The 21,145-nt window shown below is 69.2% G+C and carries 19 protein-coding genes; 16 read left to right on the forward strand and 3 right to left on the reverse strand.

Annotation, left to right across the window (positions count from 1 at the left end):
• Window positions 1–4 precede the first annotated feature (4 nt).
• The 4 genes from VGH85_23460 to VGH85_23475 are packed head-to-tail and all read left to right on the forward strand — an operon-like array spanning window position 5 to window position 4,329.
• On the forward strand, window positions 5–1,234 hold the full coding sequence (locus VGH85_23460; protein ID HEY2176780.1) for an amidohydrolase family protein: 1,230 nt from the start codon (window positions 5–7) through the stop codon (window positions 1,232–1,234).
• A gap of 35 nt (window positions 1,235–1,269) precedes the next feature.
• A complete protein-coding gene (locus tag VGH85_23465; protein ID HEY2176781.1) occupies window positions 1,270–2,748 on the forward strand; it encodes a peptidase S10 in 1,479 nt (492 codons plus the stop codon).
• Window positions 2,741–3,697, forward strand: coding sequence for a D-2-hydroxyacid dehydrogenase (locus VGH85_23470; GenBank protein ID HEY2176782.1), 957 nt, complete (start codon window positions 2,741–2,743; stop codon window positions 3,695–3,697). Before VGH85_23465 ends, VGH85_23470 begins: the two co-directional genes overlap by 8 nt.
• A gap of 50 nt (window positions 3,698–3,747) precedes the next feature.
• A complete protein-coding gene (locus VGH85_23475; GenBank protein ID HEY2176783.1) occupies window positions 3,748–4,329 on the forward strand; it encodes a TIGR00730 family Rossman fold protein in 582 nt (193 codons plus the stop codon).
• Between the two features lie 9 nt (window positions 4,330–4,338).
• Here the strand turns inward: VGH85_23475 and VGH85_23480 are convergent, their stop codons facing one another.
• Window positions 4,339–5,259, reverse strand: a complete 921-nt coding sequence (locus tag VGH85_23480; protein ID HEY2176784.1) for a ribokinase — start codon at window positions 5,257–5,259, stop codon at window positions 4,339–4,341.
• On the reverse strand, window positions 5,256–7,361 hold the full coding sequence (locus tag VGH85_23485; GenBank protein HEY2176785.1) for an ADP-ribosylglycohydrolase family protein: 2,106 nt from the start codon (window positions 7,359–7,361) through the stop codon (window positions 5,256–5,258). Before VGH85_23485 ends, VGH85_23480 begins: the two co-directional genes overlap by 4 nt.
• Before the next feature lie 242 nt (window positions 7,362–7,603).
• On the opposite strand from VGH85_23485, the gene VGH85_23490 reads away from it, so the two are divergent.
• The 9 genes from VGH85_23490 (at window position 7,604) to VGH85_23530 (ending at window position 16,702) form a co-directional block, all read left to right on the forward strand.
• Window positions 7,604–8,629, forward strand: coding sequence for a LacI family DNA-binding transcriptional regulator (locus VGH85_23490; protein ID HEY2176786.1), 1,026 nt, complete (start codon window positions 7,604–7,606; stop codon window positions 8,627–8,629).
• Window positions 8,630–8,824: 195 nt separating this feature from the next.
• Window positions 8,825–10,189 carry an extracellular solute-binding protein gene (locus VGH85_23495; protein HEY2176787.1) on the forward strand — a complete coding sequence of 455 codons (1,365 nt, stop codon included), beginning with the start codon at window positions 8,825–8,827 and terminating at the stop codon, window positions 10,187–10,189.
• Window positions 10,190–10,191: 2 nt separating this feature from the next.
• The gene (locus VGH85_23500; protein HEY2176788.1) at window positions 10,192–11,127 is read left to right on the forward strand and encodes a sugar ABC transporter permease; all 936 of its coding nucleotides are present in this window, start codon (window positions 10,192–10,194) and stop codon (window positions 11,125–11,127) included.
• A complete protein-coding gene (locus tag VGH85_23505) occupies window positions 11,124–11,999 on the forward strand; it encodes a carbohydrate ABC transporter permease (GenBank protein HEY2176789.1) in 876 nt (291 codons plus the stop codon). The genes VGH85_23500 and VGH85_23505 overlap by 4 nt, the downstream gene beginning before the upstream one ends.
• A gap of 48 nt (window positions 12,000–12,047) precedes the next feature.
• The gene (locus VGH85_23510; protein ID HEY2176790.1) at window positions 12,048–12,458 is read left to right on the forward strand and encodes a cupin domain-containing protein; all 411 of its coding nucleotides are present in this window, start codon (window positions 12,048–12,050) and stop codon (window positions 12,456–12,458) included.
• Window positions 12,458–13,507, forward strand: a complete 1,050-nt coding sequence (locus tag VGH85_23515; protein HEY2176791.1) for a Gfo/Idh/MocA family oxidoreductase — start codon at window positions 12,458–12,460, stop codon at window positions 13,505–13,507. Before VGH85_23510 ends, VGH85_23515 begins: the two co-directional genes overlap by 1 nt.
• 25 nt (window positions 13,508–13,532) lie before the next feature.
• Window positions 13,533–14,597, forward strand: coding sequence for a Gfo/Idh/MocA family oxidoreductase (locus VGH85_23520; GenBank protein ID HEY2176792.1), 1,065 nt, complete (start codon window positions 13,533–13,535; stop codon window positions 14,595–14,597).
• Window positions 14,598–14,640: 43 nt separating this feature from the next.
• Window positions 14,641–15,900: a Tm-1-like ATP-binding domain-containing protein gene (locus VGH85_23525; protein ID HEY2176793.1), complete on the forward strand. Its 1,260-nt coding sequence runs from the start codon at window positions 14,641–14,643 to the stop codon at window positions 15,898–15,900.
• Complete coding sequence (locus VGH85_23530; GenBank protein ID HEY2176794.1) at window positions 15,878–16,702, forward strand: phosphoenolpyruvate hydrolase family protein; 825 nt, start codon at window positions 15,878–15,880, stop codon at window positions 16,700–16,702. The genes VGH85_23525 and VGH85_23530 overlap by 23 nt, the downstream gene beginning before the upstream one ends.
• Window positions 16,703–16,711: 9 nt before the next feature.
• On the opposite strand, the gene VGH85_23535 is transcribed toward VGH85_23530, so the two are convergent.
• Entirely contained in the window at window positions 16,712–18,016 is a 1,305-nt protein-coding gene (locus tag VGH85_23535) for an ADP-ribosylglycohydrolase family protein (GenBank protein ID HEY2176795.1), read from the reverse strand.
• 178 nt (window positions 18,017–18,194) lie between these two features.
• Here VGH85_23535 and VGH85_23540 point away from each other — a divergent pair, with 178 nt between their 5' ends.
• The 3 genes from VGH85_23540 to VGH85_23550 all read left to right on the forward strand — a co-directional run.
• Entirely contained in the window at window positions 18,195–19,337 is a 1,143-nt protein-coding gene (locus VGH85_23540; protein HEY2176796.1) for an ADP-ribosylglycohydrolase family protein, read from the forward strand.
• A gap of 76 nt (window positions 19,338–19,413) precedes the next feature.
• Window positions 19,414–20,712 carry a nickel-dependent lactate racemase gene (gene larA, locus VGH85_23545; GenBank protein HEY2176797.1) on the forward strand — a complete coding sequence of 433 codons (1,299 nt, stop codon included), beginning with the start codon at window positions 19,414–19,416 and terminating at the stop codon, window positions 20,710–20,712.
• Between the two features lie 118 nt (window positions 20,713–20,830).
• Window positions 20,831–21,145, forward strand: a 315-nt coding sequence (locus VGH85_23550) for an SUMF1/EgtB/PvdO family nonheme iron enzyme (GenBank protein ID HEY2176798.1), incomplete at its 3' end; no start/stop codon positions are given.

Raw genomic sequence — 21,145 nt, forward strand, 5'->3', positions numbered from 1 at the left:
AGACGTGAGCGTCACGATCTTCACGAACACCACCATCGTGCCGTGCACGGGCGCCGAGCCGATCGAGGGATCCGTCGTCGTCGAGGACGGCGTGATCCGGGAGGTCACTGCGGGCGGGGCGGGCGCGGTCACCGGCGACGTCGTCGACTGCCGCGGACGCACCCTGATGCCCGGCCTGATCGACGCGCACGTGCACGTCTCCTCCCTCGACGTCGAGATACCTCGCCAGCGCCGGGAGTATCCGACCAGCCTGTTGGCCTTCGCCATCGGGCGGGTCATCCGCGAGACCCTCGACCAGGGCTACACCACGGTGCGGGACGCGGGCGGCGCCGACTGGGGGATGAAGGAGGCCGTCGCCCGCGGGCTGCTCGCCGGACCCCGGATGTTCGTCAGCGGTCGCCCGCTGTCGCAGACCGGCGGTCACGGCGACGGTCGCGCCCGGGCCGAGGACGACGAGGGCTGCGGCTGCGGCGCGCACATCGGAATGGTGCATCACATCGCCGACGGCCCGGACGCGGTCCTCCGCGCGGCGCGGGAGGAACTCCGCCGCGGCGCCGACGCCATCAAGGTCATGGCCGGCGGTGGTGTGGCCTCACCGACCGACAGCCTCGAGTCGATCCAGTACACGCCGGAGGAGTTGCGCGCCGCGGTCACCGCGGCCGAGGGCGCGGGCACCTACGTGCTCGCCCACGCATATACGCCGACCGCGATCCGCAACGCGGTCGAGGCCGGGGTCCGCTCGATCGAGCACGGCAACTTCCTCGACCCCGTGACGGCCGACCTGATGGCGCAGCGCGGCACCTATCTCGTCCCGACCTTCGTGGCCTACGAAAAGCTGCACGAGGAGGGCCGGCAGCACGGCTTCGCCCCGGACAAGCTCGACAAGCTGGACCGGGTCCTGGGTGAAGGGCTCGACAGCCTCAAACGCGCCAAGGACGCCGGCGTCGCGATCGGTTCGGGCTCGGACCTGCTGGGCCCGCTCGCCCGGCACAAGACCCGCGAGCTCGCGATCAAGGCGAAGGTGCTGGGCAACCACGAAACCCTCATCGCCACGACCCGGACCAACGCCGAGCTGCTCGGGATCGCGGGGGAGGTCGGCACCATCGAGCCGGGCAAGCGCGCCGATCTGCTCCTCGTCGACGGCGATCCGCTCACTGACATCTCGGTGCTCCAGGACCGCGACCGCCTGCACGCGATCGTGGTCGGCGGCCGATTCCACACCCGCCGGATCTGATCCGGCCCGACCCAGCAACAGGAGACGACCCACCCGTGAGCTCGCCGGACGCCGCCGCCCGTGACGACACCCACGCCGACCGCGAGAAGCCGGTCGACGACACCACCTCGACGCATCACACCCTGCATACGGCCGACGGCGAGCTCGCCTACACCGCCACCGCCGGACGGGTCGTGCTGCGCGAGGAGGTGCACACCGACGGCGCATTCGACGGCCACGTGCCCAAGGCCGAGCTCTTCGTGGTCTCCTACGTCCGCGACGACGCCCCGGTCGACCGGCCGGTGACCTTCGCCTTCAACGGCGGCCCTGGATCGTCGAGTGCCTGGCTGCACCTCGGCGTGCTCGGGCCGCGCCGGGTCGTGATGGGCGACGCCGGAGACCTGCTGCCGCCGCCGTACGGCATCGCGGACAACCTGGAGACCCTGCTCACCCACTCCGACCTGGTCTTCATCGACCCGGTGTCCACCGGCTACTCACGTATCACCGAGGGCGGCAAGCCCGAGGAGTTCCACGGATTCCAGCGCGACATCGAGGCCGTGGGGGAAATGATCCGGCTGTGGACCACGCGCCACCGGCGGTGGCTGTCCCCGAAGTACGTAGCCGGGGAGTCCTACGGCACCGTCCGGGCGTCGGCGCTCGCGGCGCACCTGCAGCGGCGCTACGGGCTCTTCCTCAACGGCGTTGCGCTGATCTCCTCCGTGCTGGACTTCGGCACGATCCGCTTCACCGAGGGGAACGACGTCGTCCACGCGTTGTATCTGCCGACGTACGCCTGCCTCGCCCACTACCACGGCCTGCTCGGTGACCGGTCGTTGGACGAGGTGCGGGCAGAGGCGGAAGAGCTCGCCACCCGCGACTACCCCTACGCACTGGCCCGGGGCAGCCGCATGTCGGTCGTCGAGCGAGCCGACATCGTGCGCCGGATCGCCGGGGTGACCGGTCTGTCGCCGGATTACGTCGACCGGGCGGATCTGCGTATCGAGCACAAGCGGTTCTTCCGGGAACTGCTCCGCGACCGTGGGCAGGTCATCGGCCGGCTCGACGGCCGCTTCACCGGGTGGGAGAGCGACGACGTCGGTGAACAGACGAGTCACGACCCGAGCGAGGTCGCGATCCGCGGGCCGTATTCCGCGGCGATGAACCACTACGCCAACGCCGAACTCGACTACCACAACGAGTTGCCTTACGAACTGCTGACCGGACGCGTGCAGCCGTGGAGCTACCACGAGTTCGAGGGCCGGCACGTGAGCGTCGCAGGTCAGCTCTCCGAGGCGATGCGGCACAACCCCCACCTGCGGATCTACGTCGCCTGCGGCCGGTACGACGGCGCCACGCCGTACTTCGCCGCCGAGCACGCCCTCGCCCACGTCGCGTTGCCGGACGAGCTCAGGGACAACGTCGCCTTTCACTACTACGATGCCGGCCACATGATGTACGTCCATGAACCCAGCAGGCTCCGGCAGTCCGCCGACCTCGCCGAGTTCGTCACCGCGACGGAGACCCGACATGGCTGAGGCGGCACCCACCTCGGTCTTCCTGGTCGGCCCGCTCCCGGCCGCCCGGGTCGACCGGATCCGCGCGCAGGCGCCCGCCGGGGTGCGGATCGAATACCTGGACGAGCCGGGGGAGTTGCTGGACCGGGTCGGGGACGCCGACGTGGTCGCCGGCCATGTGCCGGCCGAGGCGCTGGCGAAGGCCGGCCGGCTCCGGTGGCTGCACACCTGGGCGGCCGGGCCGGACCGGGCGCTGTACCCGGAGATGGTGGCGAGCCCGGTGCTGGTCACCTGTTCGAAGGGCAACGGCGCGGTCCCGCTGGCCGAGCAGGCGATGCTGCTCATGCTCATGCTCAACCGCGACGCGCTGCGGTGGGTCCGGGCACAGCAGGACCGGCGGTGGGAGCGCTTCACCCATCCGGAGCTCGCCGGCCTGACCTGCGGGATCATCGGGCTCGGATACTCCGGCGTCGACCTCGCCCTGAAGGCCAAGGCATTCCACATGCGGGTGCACGGGCTGCGCCGTACCTCTGCGCCGGCCGAGCACGTCGACCGGATGTTCTCCCGCGACCAGCTGCACGAATTCCTCGGGTCCTGCGACGTGGTGGTCGTCACGGCACCGCTGACCGGCGAGACCCGCGGCATGCTGGGCGAGCCGGAGTTCCGGGCGATGAAATCCTCGGCGCTGTTCATCTGCTTCTCCCGCGGCGGGATCGCCGACGACGCGGCGCTGCTGCGAGCCCTCGAGGAGGGGTGGATAGCCGGCGCCGGCCTCGATGCGCACGCGACCGAGCCACTGCCGCCGGACAGCCCGTTCTGGACCGCGCCCAACACGATCGTCACGCCGCACAACGGCGCGACGAGCCCGCAGACTCCGGAGCGCGGAGTCGACATCTTTCTCGACAACCTGCGCCGCTTCACCGCCGGGCGGGAGTTGATCAACGTGGTCGACAAGGACGCCGGGTACTAAGGCGCAACCGCCCCTTCGTTACGGTCAAGGCGGAAGGAGCGGTGATATCGGTGCGGGTTGCGTTGTTCACCGGCTCGAGGGACGGCCCGGCCTCCCACCAGCGGGCCGCCCGCGAGTTCGCGAGCGGGCTGGCCGAGTCCGGGGTCGGCGTGGTCTACGGCGGTGGCCGGGTCGGGCTGATGGGAATCGTCGCCGATGCGGCGTTGGCCGCCGGAGGCGAGGTCATCGGGGTGATGCCCCAGCACCTGGTCGACCGGGAGATCGAGCACCCCGGGCTCACCCGCTTCGACATCGTCACGACGATGCACGAGCGGAAAGCTCGGATGGCTGACCTCTCCGATGCGTTCGTGGCGCTGCCCGGTGGGGCGGGGACGCTGGAGGAGTTGTTCGAGGTGTGGACCTGGGGACAGTTGGGTCTGCACAGCAAACCGACCGCACTGCTCGACGTCGACGGCTTCTACGGCCCGCTGCTCGACCACCTGCGGCAGGCCAGCGATGCCGGCTACATCACGCCGCCGTACCTCCGTTCCCTCGGAGTGGTGCACACCGCCAAGGAGTTCCTCCGCTTCGTCGCCGACTACCGCCATCCGGCGCGGAAATGGTCCGAGCGCGGACCGGAATCACCCGCCTGAGCGGGTCGGTCAACCACCGCCGATGAGACGGTCGATGTCGCGCGGGCCCGGGAGGCTCGACCGGGCACCGGTGGCGCGGGTCGCGAGGGCTCCCGCCGCCGCACCGACCAGTACGGCGCGATCGACGTCGTCACCACGGGCGAGCGCCCACGCCAACCCGCCGCAGAACGCATCACCGGCTCCGGTCGTGTCCGCCGCGTCGACGGGGAATGCCGCCTGGTGATGAGGCTCCCGGTCGGCACGCCACACGTCGGCACCGCGGCGGCCGTGGGTCACGACGACGACTTCGGGCCCGGACCGTAGAAGTGCTGCCACGTCGACCACTCCGAGGTAGTCGACCTCGTGCTGGTTGGGGACCAGGATGTTGCACGCGCGCAGCAACTCCGGGGCGAGCGGGTGAGCCGGCGCCGGATTGACGACGACCGTGAATCCGCGTTCGGCGGCGCGGACGGCGGCGGCGATCGCCGTCTCGGACGGAATCTCGAGCGAGATGAGGACGACGGCATCGTCGAAACGCTCGAGGACGTCGCGGACGTATTCGGGGGAGAGCAGGGCATTGGCCCCCGGGTCGACGACGATCACGTTCTCCCCGTCGTCGGCGACGAGAACCGTGGCGGTTCCGGTACGACGGTTTCCAACCTGCAGGGCCGAGACATCCACGCCGGCGGCCCGCAGGCCGGCGTCGGCGTCCTTGCCCGCGTCGTCGGCGCCGACGCATCCGATCATCGTCGTGGGCGCCCCGAGCCGGGCGGCCGCGCAGGCCTGGTTTCCGCCCTTGCCGCCATCGCGGGTCTCCACCGAGGTCGCAAGAACCGTTTCGCCCGGACGGGGAATGGCCGGCACCCGCATCACGACATCAGCGTTGAGGGAACCGACGACGACCACCGGCAAGGTCGTCGTCGTCGGCAGGCCGGACGCGGTGTTGCTCACCTCTGCGCAGCGGGTTGAGCGCGTACGTAGTCGCAGCCGACCCGGCCCTCATCGCAGATCAGGGCGATTCCCCCACCGTCGAGCGGCCGCTGCGCGTCTTCGACGTCGAACAAGCTCTGCCCGTCGACCGATGCCTGCACGCGGGAACCGTGGACCTGAACGGTCAGGGTGTAGCTGCGGCCGAGCTCCCAGTCGAGGGACGACTCCGCGAGTACGCGCTCCCCGTCGAGTGACTTGATCAACTCGACGCGGCCGGTGTTCCGGACGACCAGCGCGTAGTAGCGACGCAGCCCCTGGACCCGCGCGGCGAGACCGAACGCCTCGGCCATGTGGGGCGTGAACGTCGCCGTGACCTGGTAATCCCGCCACTCGCCGGTGCCATGGAGGAGCAGCCCGCGTCCGTCGTTCTGGATCAGGCGATACGCCTCGGGCCATCGGGGACTGAACTGGTCGAGGCCGTCGACCCATGCGCGCCGCCACATCGTGCCGCCGTCGGCGGGTCGGGTGAGTGTGACATCGGGCGCACCCTGCCAGCTCACCTGATCGAGGTAGATCGCCCCCGGTGTGCTGGCGCCGCCCTCGAGGACCAGGCCGACCGACTGGATCGGCTGACCGGCCGTGTCGGGGACCGACCAGGTCACCTCACCCACCGCTCCGGGCCGCAGGGTCATCGCCGGGCCGTCGATCGCGACCAGTTCGTCGTTGCCGTCGTAGTGCCTGATCGTCAGCCGGCATACGGTGTCGTGCTCGTTGCCGGCGTCCGCGGATAGAACGGCCCGGACGCGCTGCCCGCTGTAGAGCGTCGGCGACGCCAGCAGCTGATAACCCGGCATGTTCGCCGCCTCGGGCGGGATGAAGGTCGGCGTCGAGACCTCGACCGCCGCGCTGCCGGACGAGGGACGGATCGCCAGGCTCCGGTCGCCGTCCGAGCTGTGTCCCTCGACGTTCTCGAGATCGGCGCTGCCCCGCTCGACATGGAAGCCCTGCACCGAGCCCGGCAACTCGAAATGGAATCTGGCGCCGTCCTTCGGACGGCTCGGCGGTTCACCGACCAGGGCGCGGCCGACGTTGGCGATGTGGACCGCCTCGGTGGCAATGTCGGTGATGGATCGGCCGCCGTCCGCGGTGGGCAGGTAGATCCGGTCGGCGACCGGACCACGCCAGTCGCGGTCACTGTCGAAACCGCTGAGGCCGTTGCGGATCCCGAGCAGGCAACCCAGGTTGCCGGAGTTGCAGTCGGTGTCCCAGCCGCAGGTGTTGACGATCATCATCGAGCGGTCCCACTCGCCGGCGCCGTAGAGCAGCGCAAGGACGATCAGACCGTGGTTCGGAATGACGTGACAATTTCCGCCGTAGACGTCGTAGCCGTATTTCGCGGCGAGAAGCTCCCGCGCCTTGCGCCAGTCCGGTTCGCTCGCATGCCACCCGCGGATGTCGCGCACCATCGTGGCGATGATGCAGTCGGCCGGGATGACCGACAGTCCCGTGTCGAGAAGGAGATCGATGTCGCTCTCGACGAATGCCTGTGCCTCCATCGCCGCGAGAGCCTGCGCCGCGTAGACCGCCTCGCCGTCATGACTCACGGTGCCCGCACGGCGGGCCAACTCGGCCGCCAGCTCGGGGCGGCCGGGGGCCACCATCGCCCACCCGTCGATGAAGATCTGTGCCCCGATCTGCTCGGCGACGATCTGGCCGTTCAGCTCCATCGCCCCGCTGCGGGGAGCCTCGATACCGCGTTTGAGCCGGAGAAACGCGGTGTGCTCCGTCGAGTTGCCCAAGCCTCCCCACCAGAGGATGGCGCGATTCTCGACGATGTAGTTCAGCCAGGTCTGGCCGATCTGAGCCGGGGTGATCCCGACGTCGTTGCCGTAGTCGGGGAGTGCCCGCAGAAACGTGAAGGTGCCGGCGATGTCGTCGTCGGTGACCAGCAGCGGCACGCCGACCTTCTCGTGGACGTAGTAGTCGATCTCGCCGAGCTGGGCCATGATGCGCTCGTAGGACCAGCCTTCGAATGGCCGGCCCAGGTACACACCGAGGGACTTGCCGAGAGCACCGGAATACACGCGGTCGGCGTAGTCGGCAGGAAGCGAAGTCTGAGCCACGCGGCGACGCTCCAATCACGGGTCGGCCGGCGCCCGCATGCGGCCCGGCCAGGTTGACGAGCTATGGTCTACTCGTGTAGCTGATCGTCCGAAAGTAGCCGGTAGGGGCTGCCGCCACAAGACCGAACGGCGGACACGTCGGGGAAACCCGTGTGATACCGGCCCGCGGTACTGTCCCGGCGGCCGAAGGAATTCCGGCCGAATCGTTTGGTCGGTGGCGGCGCCATGCCGAAGGAGGCGCGGTGATCACGAGGAACGACGTGGCACGCCGCGCCGGCGTGTCTACCGCAGTCGTGAGCTATGTGCTCAACGACGGGCCGCGGCCGGTCGCCCCGGCCACCCGCGCGCGGGTTCTCGAGGCGATCAGCGACCTGGGCTACCGGCCCAATGGTGTGGCGCGGTCCCTGCGGACCAAGCGCACCCGCGCCGTCGGGCTGATCCTCCCCGACATCGCCAACTCCTTCTTCGCCCAGCTCTCCCGCGAGGTCGAGCTCGCCGCATTCTCGCGGGGATTCACCCTGCTGGTGGGCAATGCGATGGACGACAGCGCGCGGGAATTGCTGTATGCCCACGCCTTCGTGGAGCGTCGGGTCGACGGGGTGGTCGTCGTGTCGGCCGGCGAGGACGTCGGCGCGATCAAGGTTCTGGCTGCGGCCGACATGGCGCTGATCACCATCGACCGGAGCATTCCCGGCGCCGGGGTCTCGTCCGTGCACGTCGACAACCGGCACGGTGGTTTCCTCGCCACGAAGCACCTCATCGAGCACGGGCACCGACGAATCGCCTGCCTCGCCGGCCCCGATACCGTGAACAACGCGGTCGAACGCCGCCGAGGCTGGGAGGCCGCGCTGCAAGAGGCCGGACTGAGCGCTCCAGACGGGCTGGCGATGGCCTCGGAGAGCTTCTCGCGGGAGGCGGCCTACCGATCCACCCGCAAGGTCCTCGGTCGACGTAACCCGCCGACGGCGATCTTCGCCGGCGCGGACGAGCAGGCGCTCGGCGTATACCGTGCCGCGGCAGCCACCGGCCGGCGGGTTCCCGACGATCTGGCCGTCGTCTCCTTCGACAGCGCCGAAACCGCCCCGTATCTGGTGCCCGGCCTCACCGCCGTCCGGCAGCCGGTGGCGCTGATGGCCGGTCTTGCGATGGACCGCCTCGTCGCGCAGCTCTCCGACCTGTCCGGACCACCCACCCAGGACACCCTCTCGGTCGATCTGGTCGTCCGGGGTTCCTGCGGCTGCCCTGACTCCGAGCCCCGCAGCAGCTGATCTCGATTCGGCAACCCCCTTGCGGCGCGCCGGACACCGGCCTAATCTACGTTTCGATCTACTCGGGTAGATCGGCAGGTGTGTCCGGGGGAGTGGCTCCAGCGCGGAACCGCAACCGATTCCCCTCCGCCCTGGCGATGCGACCCGACGGACCGACTCTCCCGACGAGCTCACCGATTTATGCGGAGGTCCCCAATGCAGGTGCCACCCGGCTTGTCACGTCGGCGCTTTCTGGCGGTCTGCGGCCAGGCGACTGCCGCCACCGGCCTGCTCGCCGCCTGCGGGAGCGGAGGACTCGGCGGCGACAGCATCGCCACCTGGGCCGCCTTCAGCGACAGCGCGACTCAGAAGTACTTCCAGTCCCACACGATCGACGACTACAACAAGACCGCCAAGACCAAGATCGAGCTGTCGGTCAAGCAGACCGCCACGATCAATCAGCTCATGCAGACCTCGCTCGCCTCGGGCCGTGGACCGGACGTGATCGGCAGCGACGGGCCGACGATCGTCGTCGACTTCGCCGACGCCGGCTATTTGATGCCGCTCGACGCCTACAGCAAGAAGTACGACTGGACGTCGAAGGTCCAGAAGTGGGCGCTACAGACCGGTGTGACCGGTGGGAAGCTCTACGGGATCCCCACGTCGTACGAGTCGATGGTCATGCTCTACAACACGAAGACCTTCAAGAAGTACGGCTGGAGCCCGCCGACGACTAGGGCCGACTTCGAGAAGATCGCCAACGAGGCGAAGGCAAAGGGGATGACACCGGTCGCGGCCGGCAACGCCGAGTTCCGGAAGGCCACCGAGTGGCATGTGACGGCGATGTTCAACAACTACGCCGGTCCGAAGGCGGTCTACGCGGCGCTCAAGGGGCAGAAGTCGTGGACCTCACCGGAGTTCGTCCAGTCGATCGCCCTGCTCCAGAAGTACTTCCAGGAGAACTGGTACGGCGGGGGCACGGAAAACTACTTCACCTACAAGTTCGCCGATCTCTATAACCAGTTGGCCGAGGGCAAGGCGGCCATGATGTTCACCGGATCGTGGGGCTTCGACGAGATCGGCCCGTACTTCGGCAAGGCAGCGGGCAACAACGCGGACTGGAACTGGGCCCCGGTGCCGAGGTTCTCGGCGACCGCGCCCACGGACAGCTTCGTCCTGGCCATCGGTGGCGACCAGTCGATCAACAAGAAGTCCAAGCACGCCGATGACGCCGCGGCTTTCCTGAACTGGACGCTGGACCCGAAGCGGGCGACCGCCGCGGTGGCCGCCGTGTCTGCCCAGCTTCCGCCGATCAAGGTTCAGCCGAGCGACTTCCCGGCCGGCGTGGACCCCCGGCTCAAGCAGTTCTACCTCGATCTGAACTCGGCGAAGAACGTCGGCTACGCCACCTGGTCGTCGTTCCCGCCGCAGACCGACACCTACATCTACCAGTCCATGGACAAGGTGATCACCGGCAAGATGACCCCGCAGGCCTTCTGCGCCGGTCTCGACCAGGTGTTCAAGCCGGAACTCAAGGCGGGCAAGGTGCCACCACTGGCGTTGCCCACCGCGGGTGCGTGACGGTGGCCTTCCCAGGAGGTGCGTCGGCGACCGTCGAGCCCCCCGCGACGGCGCCGGCGCGGTCGGACCGTCGGCAGGGCTCCAAGAAGGGCGGGTCCAGACGGGGTCTGATCGCCTGGCTGTTCATGCTGCCGCTCATCGTGGTCAACCTGCTGGTGATCGCGGGCCCAGGCGTCCTGAGCGTGTACTACTCGTTCACCGACTGGAGCGGCATCGGCGGTTCCCACTTCATCGGGATCGCGAACTACCGGAAGATGTTCACTGACAGTGCGTTCGGGGACGCTTTCCTGCACAACGTGTGGTGGACGCTGTTTTTCCTGATCGTGCCGATGGGGATGGGGCTCTTCGGGGCCTATCTGCTTTCCCGGCTCCGCCGCTTCGTCACCCTCTTCCGCGTCATCTACTTCGTCCCGTACATCGTCGCCAGCGTCGTGAGCGCGAGCATCTGGCAGTCGCTGCTCTCTCCTGAGCACGGGATCGGCAAGTTCCTCGGCGTCAACTTCCTGGGCAACAGCAGCACCGCACTGCCCTCGGTCGCGGTGGTCAACACGTGGTCGTGGTGGGGATTCCTGGTTATCGTCTTTCTCGCGGCGATGCAGGGCGTCAACCCGTCCCTCTACGAGGCCTCGGGTCTCGACGGCGCGAACTCATGGCAGCAGTTCTGGCACGTCACGCTGCCGTCCATCCGGCCGACGCTGATGTTCCTCGGGCTCATGACGATCATCTGGTCGTTCCTCGTCTTCGACTACATCTACATCCTCACCCAGGGTGGCCCGGCGGGCGCCACAGAGGTCCTCAGCACCCTGCAGTACCGGGACGCATTCGAAAACCAGCAGGCCGGCTACGCGGCCGCGATCGGAGTTGTGCTCGCCTTGATCTCGGGAGTCGTCGTCGCCTCGTACCAGATCCTGCGCCGGCGGAGGGACTGGGACATATGACCGTCGCCGCGCCGTCGATCCCGCGCAACGTCCGAAGCAGTCATCCCAGCCGCTCGCGGGCGCCGCATCCGGCGTTCTACCTCGTCCTCATCGTGCTGTTCGCCTTCGCGCTCGGCCCGATCGTCATCTTCGTCTTCGATTCGCTCAAGTCGCAGAGCCAGCTCGCGGCCGACCCGCTCGGCCTGCCCTTGCACCCGCAGTGGCACAACTTCAGCGATGCGTGGAGCCAGGCCGCGATGGGTGCGGGATTCGTCAACAGCGCGGTCATCGTCGTGGGAACGATGGTCGGCGTGTGTGTCATCGCCGGCTCCGGCGCCTACGCGATGTCCCGCCTCGACCTGCCCGGCTCCGGCGGGGTCATGGCCTACCTGCTCGTCAGCAGCTCCCTGCCGATCCAGCTCTTTCTCGTGCCGCTCTTCTTCCTGTGGACCCGGCTCGGGCTCTACGACACGCTCTTCGGCCTGATCATCATCTACTGGGCCATCTTCTCGCCGTTCGCAACGTTGCTGCTCCGCTCGTTCATGATCAGCATCCCGCACGACTACGACGACGCGGCCCGCATCGACGGCGCCGGCGAGTGGGCCGTCCTGTTCCGGATCGTGCTGCCGATCGCCTGGCCGGGATTCCTCACGGTCGCGCTCGTGTCGGCGCTGTCGGCGTACAACGAGTTCCTGCTCGCGGTGACTTTCATCCAGACGAATGGCAAGATGCCGATCTCCACGACGTTCTTCGCCTTCCAACAGGGCTTCACTCAGAACTATGCTCTGATCAGTGCCGCGGGAGTGATCATGCTGGCGCCGATGGTGATCCTCTTCCTGCTCCTGCAGCGCCGCTTCGTCGACGGCATCACCGCCGCCGGACTCGGCGGCTAGCACTGCCGAAGCAGTCAGGTCCGTCCCACGCGAACAGGAGGACACCGGGTGAGCGTCGAGCCGCAGGCCGACAAGAACATCGATGGGGAACCCGCCCACACCACCTCGATCGACACCGCGGCCGCGGAGGAGTCCGAGTGGGGGTCGATCCGCTGGCTGTGCAACGACGCGATCCGCCCGGGCGCGGGCCTCACGGTCGGCTTCGTGCAGATCAACCCGGGCATGGCCAATCCCCGGCACTACCACCCCAACACCGAAGAATTGCTGTTCCTGATCGAGGGTGAACTCGACCACGCGGTCGGCGACGACGTCGTCCACCTGACCGCCGGGACGACCGTGCACATCCCGGCGGGGGTCGAGCACCAGGGGGTCAACCGCGGCACATCGGTCGCCCGCATGGTGGTCTCCTACCCCACCGGCGACCGGCAGACCGTCGTCCGCGGCGGCGGGAGCGAGTAGTGGCCTACCAGCGGGAGTACGACCGCAGGTTGCGGGTCGGTCTCGTCGGCGCCGGGAGCCACGCCTACCGCAACGTCCTTCCGGCGCTGCACCATCTCCCCGTGACCCTGTCCGGGATCTGCGACCTCGATCGTCAGCTCGCCGAGCGCACCGCCTCCGAGTACGGCGTGCCAGCCTTCTCCGGTGCGGCGGAGATGTATGCCGCGGTCGATCTCGATGCGGTCCTGGTCTGCGCCGGCCCACGCCAGCATCCCGACCTCGCCGTGGAGGCGCTGAGTGCCGGCCTCCACGTCTGGATGGAGAAGCCGCCCGGCCTGTTCGCGGCCGACGTCGAGAAGATCATGGCCGCCAGGGGAGACCGGGTCTGCGCCGTCGGCTTCAAGAAGGCGTACCAGCCCGCGGTCCGCAAGGCCAAGGAGCTCATGGCGTTGCCCGAGTTCGGAGCGCTGCGATCGGTGCTCGCCGTTTATCCCATGACGATGCCCGCCGACGGTGCGGGCGTGCTCAGCCGGCGGGAGACCACCAACTGGCTGAACAACGGATGCCACCCGCTCTCCCTCATGATCGAGGTCGCCGGCGACGTCGAGTCGGTCCGCACGGTCGTCGGACCCGGTGACGCCGCCGTGGGGTCGGTGAACCTCACCTTCGCCGGCGGAGCGGTCGGCACTTTCTTTCTCGCCGGCGGCGCACCGCACGGCTACCCGATCGAGCGTTACGACCTCATCGGCGAGGGTCGGTCGATCACGATCGACAACAGCGCGCGGGTGTCCTTCCACCGCGGGATTCCGTTCGACTACACGCGGCAGACGGACTTCACCGGGCCGGGCACGGAAACCGGGAGTGTCGTGTGGGAGGCCGAGCATCGGCTGGCGACGCAGGAGAATTCCGGCCTCTTCGTGCAGGGCATGTTCTTCGAGCTGTCCGACTTCTGCGGCGCAATTCTCGATCACCGCCCGCTCCGCAGCGGTGATCTGCCTTTCGCCCTTCAGGTCATGCGGGTCTACGAAGCCGGCTTGCGGAGCACCGGCGACGTCGTACCCGTCGGGTGACGGTGCCCAGCCCATCGGAGGACACGTGACCGACCTCACCTTCGCCTACGAGGCCAAGCAGCCGCTGCGGGTGGCCTTCCTCGGCACGTCCGGGCACGCATACCGCAACTTCCTGCCGTCGCTCGCCTACGCCGCGGTGGATCTGGTCGCCATGTGGGACCCCGATCCGGACCGGGCCGAGTCCTTCGCCCGCCAGTTCGGAGCCGGGGACGCCTACACCGACCTCGACCTGCTGCTCCGTGACGTCGAGCCTGATGCCGTACTGATCGGCGTCGACGGCTACCTCGACGGCGATCCGTTGAACACGTCGCTGATGGCCCGCTGCCTCGAGGCGGGCTGTCACGTGTGGACGGACAAGCCCGTCGCGGCCAGCTCGGCGAGCGTGGAGAAGCTCATCGATCTGCGTGACCGGGCCGGTCGGGTGGCCGCGGTCGGCGCGAAGACCATGTACAACCCCGCCCACCTCAAGGCGCGGCAGATCATGCGCGGCCCGGACTTCGGGCGACCCGCATCGTTCTCCGGTCGCTACCCGCTGCACGTCCCCCGCCAGCCCGGGCTGCCGCTGTCCGACCCCCAGGTGCGCAGCTGCCTCAACCACATCTGGCATCCGGTCGGCGCCGCACTGGTCACGGTCGGCGAGGTGGCTGCCGTCTCCTACGTGCCCGCGCCGGTCGGCAACGGCGGGGTGGCGATTGTGACGTTCGCCGACGGCACCGTCGGCACCTTCCACTTCAGTGCCGGTCAGGCGGCGACGAGTCCGCTCGAGCGGGTCGAGATCGTGGGCGAGGGCTCGAACATCGTCATTGACAACGGCGCCCGACTGACCTGGTACCGGCGCGGAGATATCGGGCCTTACGGCAGGACACCGAGCTACATCACCGATGACGAGACCGCGCCGCTGCGGTGGGAGCCGGAGATGAGCCTCGGCCAGCTCTACAACAACAACAACTTCGTCCAGGGCTACGCCCAGAGCATCATCGCCTTCGTCGATGCCGCCCTCGGGATCGCGCCGCTCGAATTCGGCACGCTCGAGGACGCGGTGTCGATCGTGCGGGTCTTCGAGATGTTGGCGGAGCCGGCGACCGCCTAGCCGTGCGCGGTCCGAACGTCGAGCGGGAAAGGGTGAGGTAGCGGTGCCAAACGTGGTGCTCCTGGGGACGCTGGATACCAAGGGCCAGGAATACGCATTCGTCCGTGACCAGATCGCGGCTGCCGGGGTCACCACGACGGTGGTCGACGCCGGAGTGTTCGACAGCCCATTCCTCGAACCGGACGTCCGCCGCGACGAGGTGGCGCAAGCGGCCGGCGTCGACCTGCAGACGCTCGCGGACGCCGGAGACCGGGGCAGCGCGGTCGAGAGCATGTCGCGCGGAGCCGAAGCGGTGGTGCGGCGGCTCCACGACGAGGGACGGCTCGACGGGATCATCGGTCTCGGGGGCACCGGTGGGACAACGCTCGTCACGCGGGCCATGCGGGCCCTGCCGGTGGGCGTGCCGAAGGTGATGGTGTCGACCGTCGCGTCGGGGGATACGCGGCCCTACGTCGGCGCCCTCGACATCACGATGATGTATTCCGTCGTCGACATCGCCGGCGTCAACAAGATCTCGCGTCGCATCCTCACCAACGCCGCGGGCGCCGTCTCCGGGATGGTGCTGGCACCGTCGGCCGACGGCCCGGCCGGAGACGACCGGCCTCTGATCGGTGCGACGATGTTCGGTGTCACGACACCGTGCGTGCAACGGGCCCGGCAACGGCTCGAGGACAAGGGCTACGAGGTGCTGGTCTTCCACGCCACCGGCACCGGGGGCCAGTCCATGGAGGCCCTCGCCCGGGCCGGACTGCTCGCCGGGGTGCTCGACATCACGACGACGGAGCTCGCCGACGAACTGGTCGGTGGCGTCTTCTCCGCCGGGCCGGAGCGCCTGACCGTGGCCGGGGCAGCCGGCATCCCACAGGTGGTGAGCCTGGGGGCGCTGGACATGGTGAACTTCGGCGCCCGGGACAGCGTGCCGGTCCAGTTCGAGGACCGCAATCTCTACCAGCACAACGCGACGACCACCCTGATGCGTACCACGCCGGAGGAGACGGCGGAGCTCGGCCGCCGGGTCGCCGAGCGTCTCAACACTGCGACCGGGCCGGTCACGCTCTTCATCCCGCTGCGCGGTATCTCGATGATCGCCACCGAGGGATCCGCCTTCTACGACGACGAGGCCGATCGCGCGCTCATCGGCGCCGTCAAGGACAACCTGACCGAGCGGATCGTCCTGTGCGAGGTCGACACCGACATCAACGACGAGGCCTTCGCCGTCGCGATGGCCGACGCGCTCGTCGACCAGCTGGCCGGTACGCCGGCCGAGGAAGGGACCCCAGGTGGACGCGCAGACCGCACGTGAACGGTTGATCGCCCAGGCTGCCAAGGGAAATGCCATCGTCGGCGCCGGTGCCGGGACCGGCCTCTCGGCCAAGTGCGCCGAGGCCGCCGGCGTCGACCTGATCATCATCTACAACTCGGGTCGCTACCGGATGGCCGGCCTCGGTTCGTTGGCCGGCCTGCTGCCCTACGGGGACGCCAACGCTGTGGTCGTCGACATGGCACGGGAGGTGCTCCCGATCGTCGAGTCGACACCGGTGCTGGCGGGAGTCTGCGGGACCGACCCGTTCCGCACCATGCCGGTATTCCTCCGGCAGCTGCAGGACCTCGGATTCGCCGGTGTGCAGAACTTCCCGACTGTCGGTCTTTACGACGGGCGCTTCCGGCAGAATCTCGAGGAGACCGGGATGGGTTACCACCACGAGGTGGAGATGATCCGGGTCGCACACGAGATGGACCTGTTGACGACCCCCTACGTGTTCGACGCCGAGCAGGCGGTCGCGATGACCGCGGCCGGCGCGGACGTCGTGGTCGCTCACGTCGGTCTGACGACGTCGGGCACGATCGGGGCGCAGACCGCCGTCAGCCTGGACGAGGCCGTCGAGCTCGTCCAGGAGATCAGGGACGCCGCCGTGAGTGTCCGCGACGATGTGCTGGTCCTCTGCCACGGAGGGCCGATCGCCATGCCCGACGACGCCGCCTACGTGTTGCGGCACACCACGGGGGTGGCCGGCTTCTTCGGCGCATCCAGCATGGAGCGGCTCCCGACCGAGGTGGCGATGACCGAGGCAATCGCCAAGTTCAAGGCCGTGACGGTGGACTGACGCCCGCCGTCACAGCCGGTCGCGGAGCCGTACGGTCCGGTCGGCGAGGTCGCTGATCCGCGAGGAGTCGAAGCCGAACACCGCCGACTGCACGGAGTCGGCCAGCGGATCGACCCAGTGCGCGGGCAGGTCGGCGGCGCCGGCGAGGACACCGGCGACCGAGCCGACCGTCGCCCCGTTGGAGTCGGTGTCCATGCCGGCCTGGACGGTCAGCCCGATCGCCCGGGTGAAATCGCCGTCCGCCCACAACAGCCCGACCGCCACCGCCGCGGCGTTGTTGATCGTGTGGACCCAGTGGTAATGGCCGTAGCGCTTGTCGATCTCGGCCTGTGCCCGGTCCCACGACAGTCCGTCGGAGTGCCAGTCGAGTACGTCGCGCAGGGCCTCCGCCAGGCGGGACTGCGGCGGGATGTGCCGCACGGACTCCTCGATCGCTGCCCGGGCGCTGCCGGCGGTGAAGGCCGCGGCATTGAGGGCCGCCGACCACATCTCGCCGTAGATGCCGTTACCTACGTGGGACAGCGCGGCGTCGGCGTAGGCGAGCGTCGCCGCGCGGCGCGGATCGCCCGGGTTGACCCATCCGAAGATGTCGGCCCGGATCTGGGCGCCGATCCACTCGCGGTAGGGGTTGCGGTAGGTCGCCGTCTCCGGCGGCTGCAGGCCGTGGACGAGGTTGCGGATCGCGACCCGCTCGGCCGTGTAGGTCTGCAGGAACGGCAGCAGGGACAGCCATTCCTGGCCGACGTCGCGCGACGCGAACCCGGTCCCGTAGGTCTCGAGCAGGTGCAGGTTGAGGATCGGGTAGTCGATGTCGTCGTCCCGGGCCGAGCCGTGGATGTTGCCACGCGTCGTCTGCGGCCAGTTGGGCCGGAAGACGAAGCCGTCGGGCATCGGGTCCAGGACGGGGAAGTAGTCGGTGAGCGGGTAGGACTCGGCCCGCTGCAGATAGTCCCGGATGTGTGCGCGGGTCCAATGATCGCCGTTCTCCACGGGCTTACCGAGATTGCAGCCGGCACACCGGCCGAGCCAGGCACCGAGGATGCGGTTGCGGTAGTCGGTCGCGGACAGTGTGCCGACCGGACCCGCCGCGGGGAGGGTCGCCTCGATCTCGCCGAGGGCGTCCGGCTCCTCGTACGACCAGCCGTCGCGACGGGGCGCGTCGGCGAGCCGATCGACGAGCGACCACAACCGGGCCGAGTCGTCGGGATCGGTGCGGGCCGCCTCGGCCGCGACCTCGTCGACCTCGTAACCGGTCTCGCGCCGCTGGGCCAGCTCGTCGTGCAGCATGTCGGCCGCCGACAGTGCGTCGTGCATGCGTCCTCCGTGGTGGCAAAGATCTACGCGAGTAGACGATGCGACCGTAGGCCGTTTCCCACTGCCCCGTCAACGGACGTCGTTGACCAATCCCGCGCGTGGATTGGTCGTTGACGTGATCATCCGGCGATTCTAGAGTGTGCACCTCTACTCGTGTAGACACAGGGGTGCGGTGGCGATGACGACGCTGGCCGATCGCGCGGCGGGCTGCCTTTCCGGTGCGGCCGTCGGCGATGCGCTCGGGGGACCGACAGAGGGCTGGACCACCGATCAGATCCGCCAGCGCTATGGCGGATTCGTCGAAGACATCGTGCCGCCGTACTTCGCCGACTGGCGGGGCGCCCGGCCCAATTCGCCGTACCACAAGGGCGACGGCCACGTCACGGATGACACGTTGATGACACAGGCCTTCGCCCGGGCCTATCTGCGTAAGCAGGACCACCTCGATGCCTACGACGTCGAGAGCCTGCTGGTGCCGCAGATGGTTGACGACTCAAGGTGGATTCCTGAGCTCGAGACCGAAGCGCCGTTGTTGCGCCGGGTCTTTCTCGCGGAGAAGTGGCTGGTGCTGCGGCTGGCCTACGGTCACGTGGATCCACGTGAGGCGGGGACCGGAAACATCGTCAACTGCGGTGCGGCCATGTACATCGCGCCGGTCGGCATCGTCAACGCCGGCGACCCGGACGGTGCCTACGCCGAGGCCATCGACGTCACCGGAGCCCACCAGTCCAGCTACGGCCGGGAGGCGGCCGGGGTGCTGGCCGCCGCGGTCGCCGCGGCGCTCGACCCCGATGCCACCGTGGAATCGGTCGTGGCCACTTGCCTCCGAGTGGCCAAGGACGGCACCCGCGCGGCGATCGAGGCCGTGTGCGATGCGGCGGCGTCGATCACTGAGTGGTCGGCCGCCCTCGGGCCGCTCCGGGACGCGATCCGGCCGTTCGATACCGTCGCCGACGACTACCGCGAGCCGGGCCTGGCCGCCCGCCGGCCGAGCCGGCTCCATGCGATCGAGGAGTTGCCGGTGGCCCTCGGCATGCTGCTCGTGGCCCGCGGCGACTACGTCCCCACCGTGCTCGGTGGCGTCAACTACGGGCGCGACGCCGACTCGATCGCGTCGATGGGTGGCGCACTCGCCGGTGCGCTCGGCGGGCTGGCCGCGGTGCCGGAGAAATGGCGCACCGAGGTCGCCGCCGCGAGCCGCCTCGACATCGAAGGCCAGGGGCGCCAGCTCGCCCGGCTCGCGGTCGACATCTTCACCCGCGACGACCGGAGGCATCGGGATCGGGCCGCCCGGCTGTCCCGCCTGACCGCCGACACGTAACGCCCCGGTCGTTCGCCCGGGAGGCGGCGAGTGGCACGCTGGATCAGTCGCGTCACCACCGACTCGAAGGAACCGCATGCAGGTGTCGCTCGCCTACGGGCAGACCAGGCTGGCGGTCGACCTGCCGGACGCCGCGACGACGGTCGTCGAACCGGCGTACCAGCCGGCCGCCGCGGACCCGGCGCGGCTGCTTCGGGAGGCGGTGCGCAACCCGGTGGCCGGCAAGCCGCTGCGGGCCATCGTCCGTCCCGGCCAGACCGTCGCGATCTCGCTGTGTGACGGCACCCGTCCCCAGCCGCGGCAACTGATGATTCCGGCGGTGCTCGAGGAGCTCGAGGGCATCGTGGGCCTGGACGACGTCGTCCTGCTCGTCGCGACCGGCACCCACCGGGGCAACACCGACGCCGAGCTGCGGGCGATGCTCGGCGACGATCTCGTCGACACCGTACGGGTCGTCAACCACGATTCCCGTGACGCCGGCGACCTGGTCTGGCGCGGTCACTACGGCAACGGCGTGCCGGTGTGGCTCAACCGGGAATGGGTGGCGGCCGACGTACGGATCACCACCGGCTTCGTCGAACCGCACTTCTTCGCCGGATTCTCCGGCGGTCCGAAGCTGATCGCGCCCGGCCTGGCCGCACTCGAGACCGTGCTGACCCTGCACGACGCGACCCGCATCGGCCACCCCGACGCCACCTGGGGCGTCATCGACGGCAACCCGGTGCACGACGACGTGCGGGCCATCGCCGCCGGTACTGGGGTCGACTTCGCGTTCGACGTGGTCCTCAACCGCGATCAGCAGATCGTCCAGGCGTTCGCGGGCGAGATGTTCGCGATGCACGCCGCCGCGTGCGCGGCGGCGAAGAGGGTGGCGATGCGTCCGGTGCCGGCGCCGTACGACGTCGTGGTCACGACCAACTCCGGCTACCCGCTCGACCAGAACCTCTACCAGGCGGTCAAGGGCATGTCCGCGGCCGCCAAGGTCGTGAAGCCGGGTGGGCTGATCGTCTGCGCCGCCGAGTGCCGCGACGGCTTCCCCGGCCACGGGTCCTACCGGCAGGTGCTCGCGTCCCGGCCCTCGCCCCGCGCCCTGCTCGATGCCATCGAGTCAGCCGACACGGTGACCCCCGACCAATGGCAGGTGCAGATCCAGGCCAGGATCCAGTGCCACGCCGAGGTCGTCATGCACACCGGATACCTCTCCGACGAGGAGCTGCGTACGGCGCACCTGACGCAGACCGACGACATCACCGGCACCGTCGCCGACGCGCTCGCGAAGGCCGGACCCGGTGCCCGGGTGTGCGTGCTCCCAGAGGGTCCGCAGACCATCCCCTATCTCGCGCCCGCCGCCGACTCGACCGCGAGCCCGGCATGACGGCGGTGACCAGGTGAGCTCCTGTTGCGCGCCCAGCTCACCGTCGGCCGGCTCGGGCGAGTCGAGACAGCAGACCTTCGACGTGCCCCGACGAGATCCGGCCACGGTCCGCCGAGGCATGGCGGTGATCCCCGCCGGGACGTTTCTCATGGGTGGTGCGGATCCGGACGCCTTCGCCGACGACGGTGAGGGGCCGGTGCGCCCGGTGCAGCTGTCGTCGTACTGCATCGACACCACGGCCGTCACCAACCGGCAGTTCGCGGCATTCGTCAAGAACACGGGCTACGTCACCGACGCCGAGCGGTTCGGCTGGTCCTTCGTCTTCCACGCGCTGGTCACCCCGCAGGCCCGATCGGCGCTCCAGGACGGGGTCGTGCGTGATGCGCCGTGGTGGCTCCCGGTCGGGGGAGCGACCTGGAGATCTCCGGACGGC

It is taken from the genome of Mycobacteriales bacterium (genome assembly GCA_036497565.1).
In the GTDB taxonomy this organism is placed as follows: domain Bacteria; phylum Actinomycetota; class Actinomycetes; order Mycobacteriales; family QHCD01; genus DASXJE01.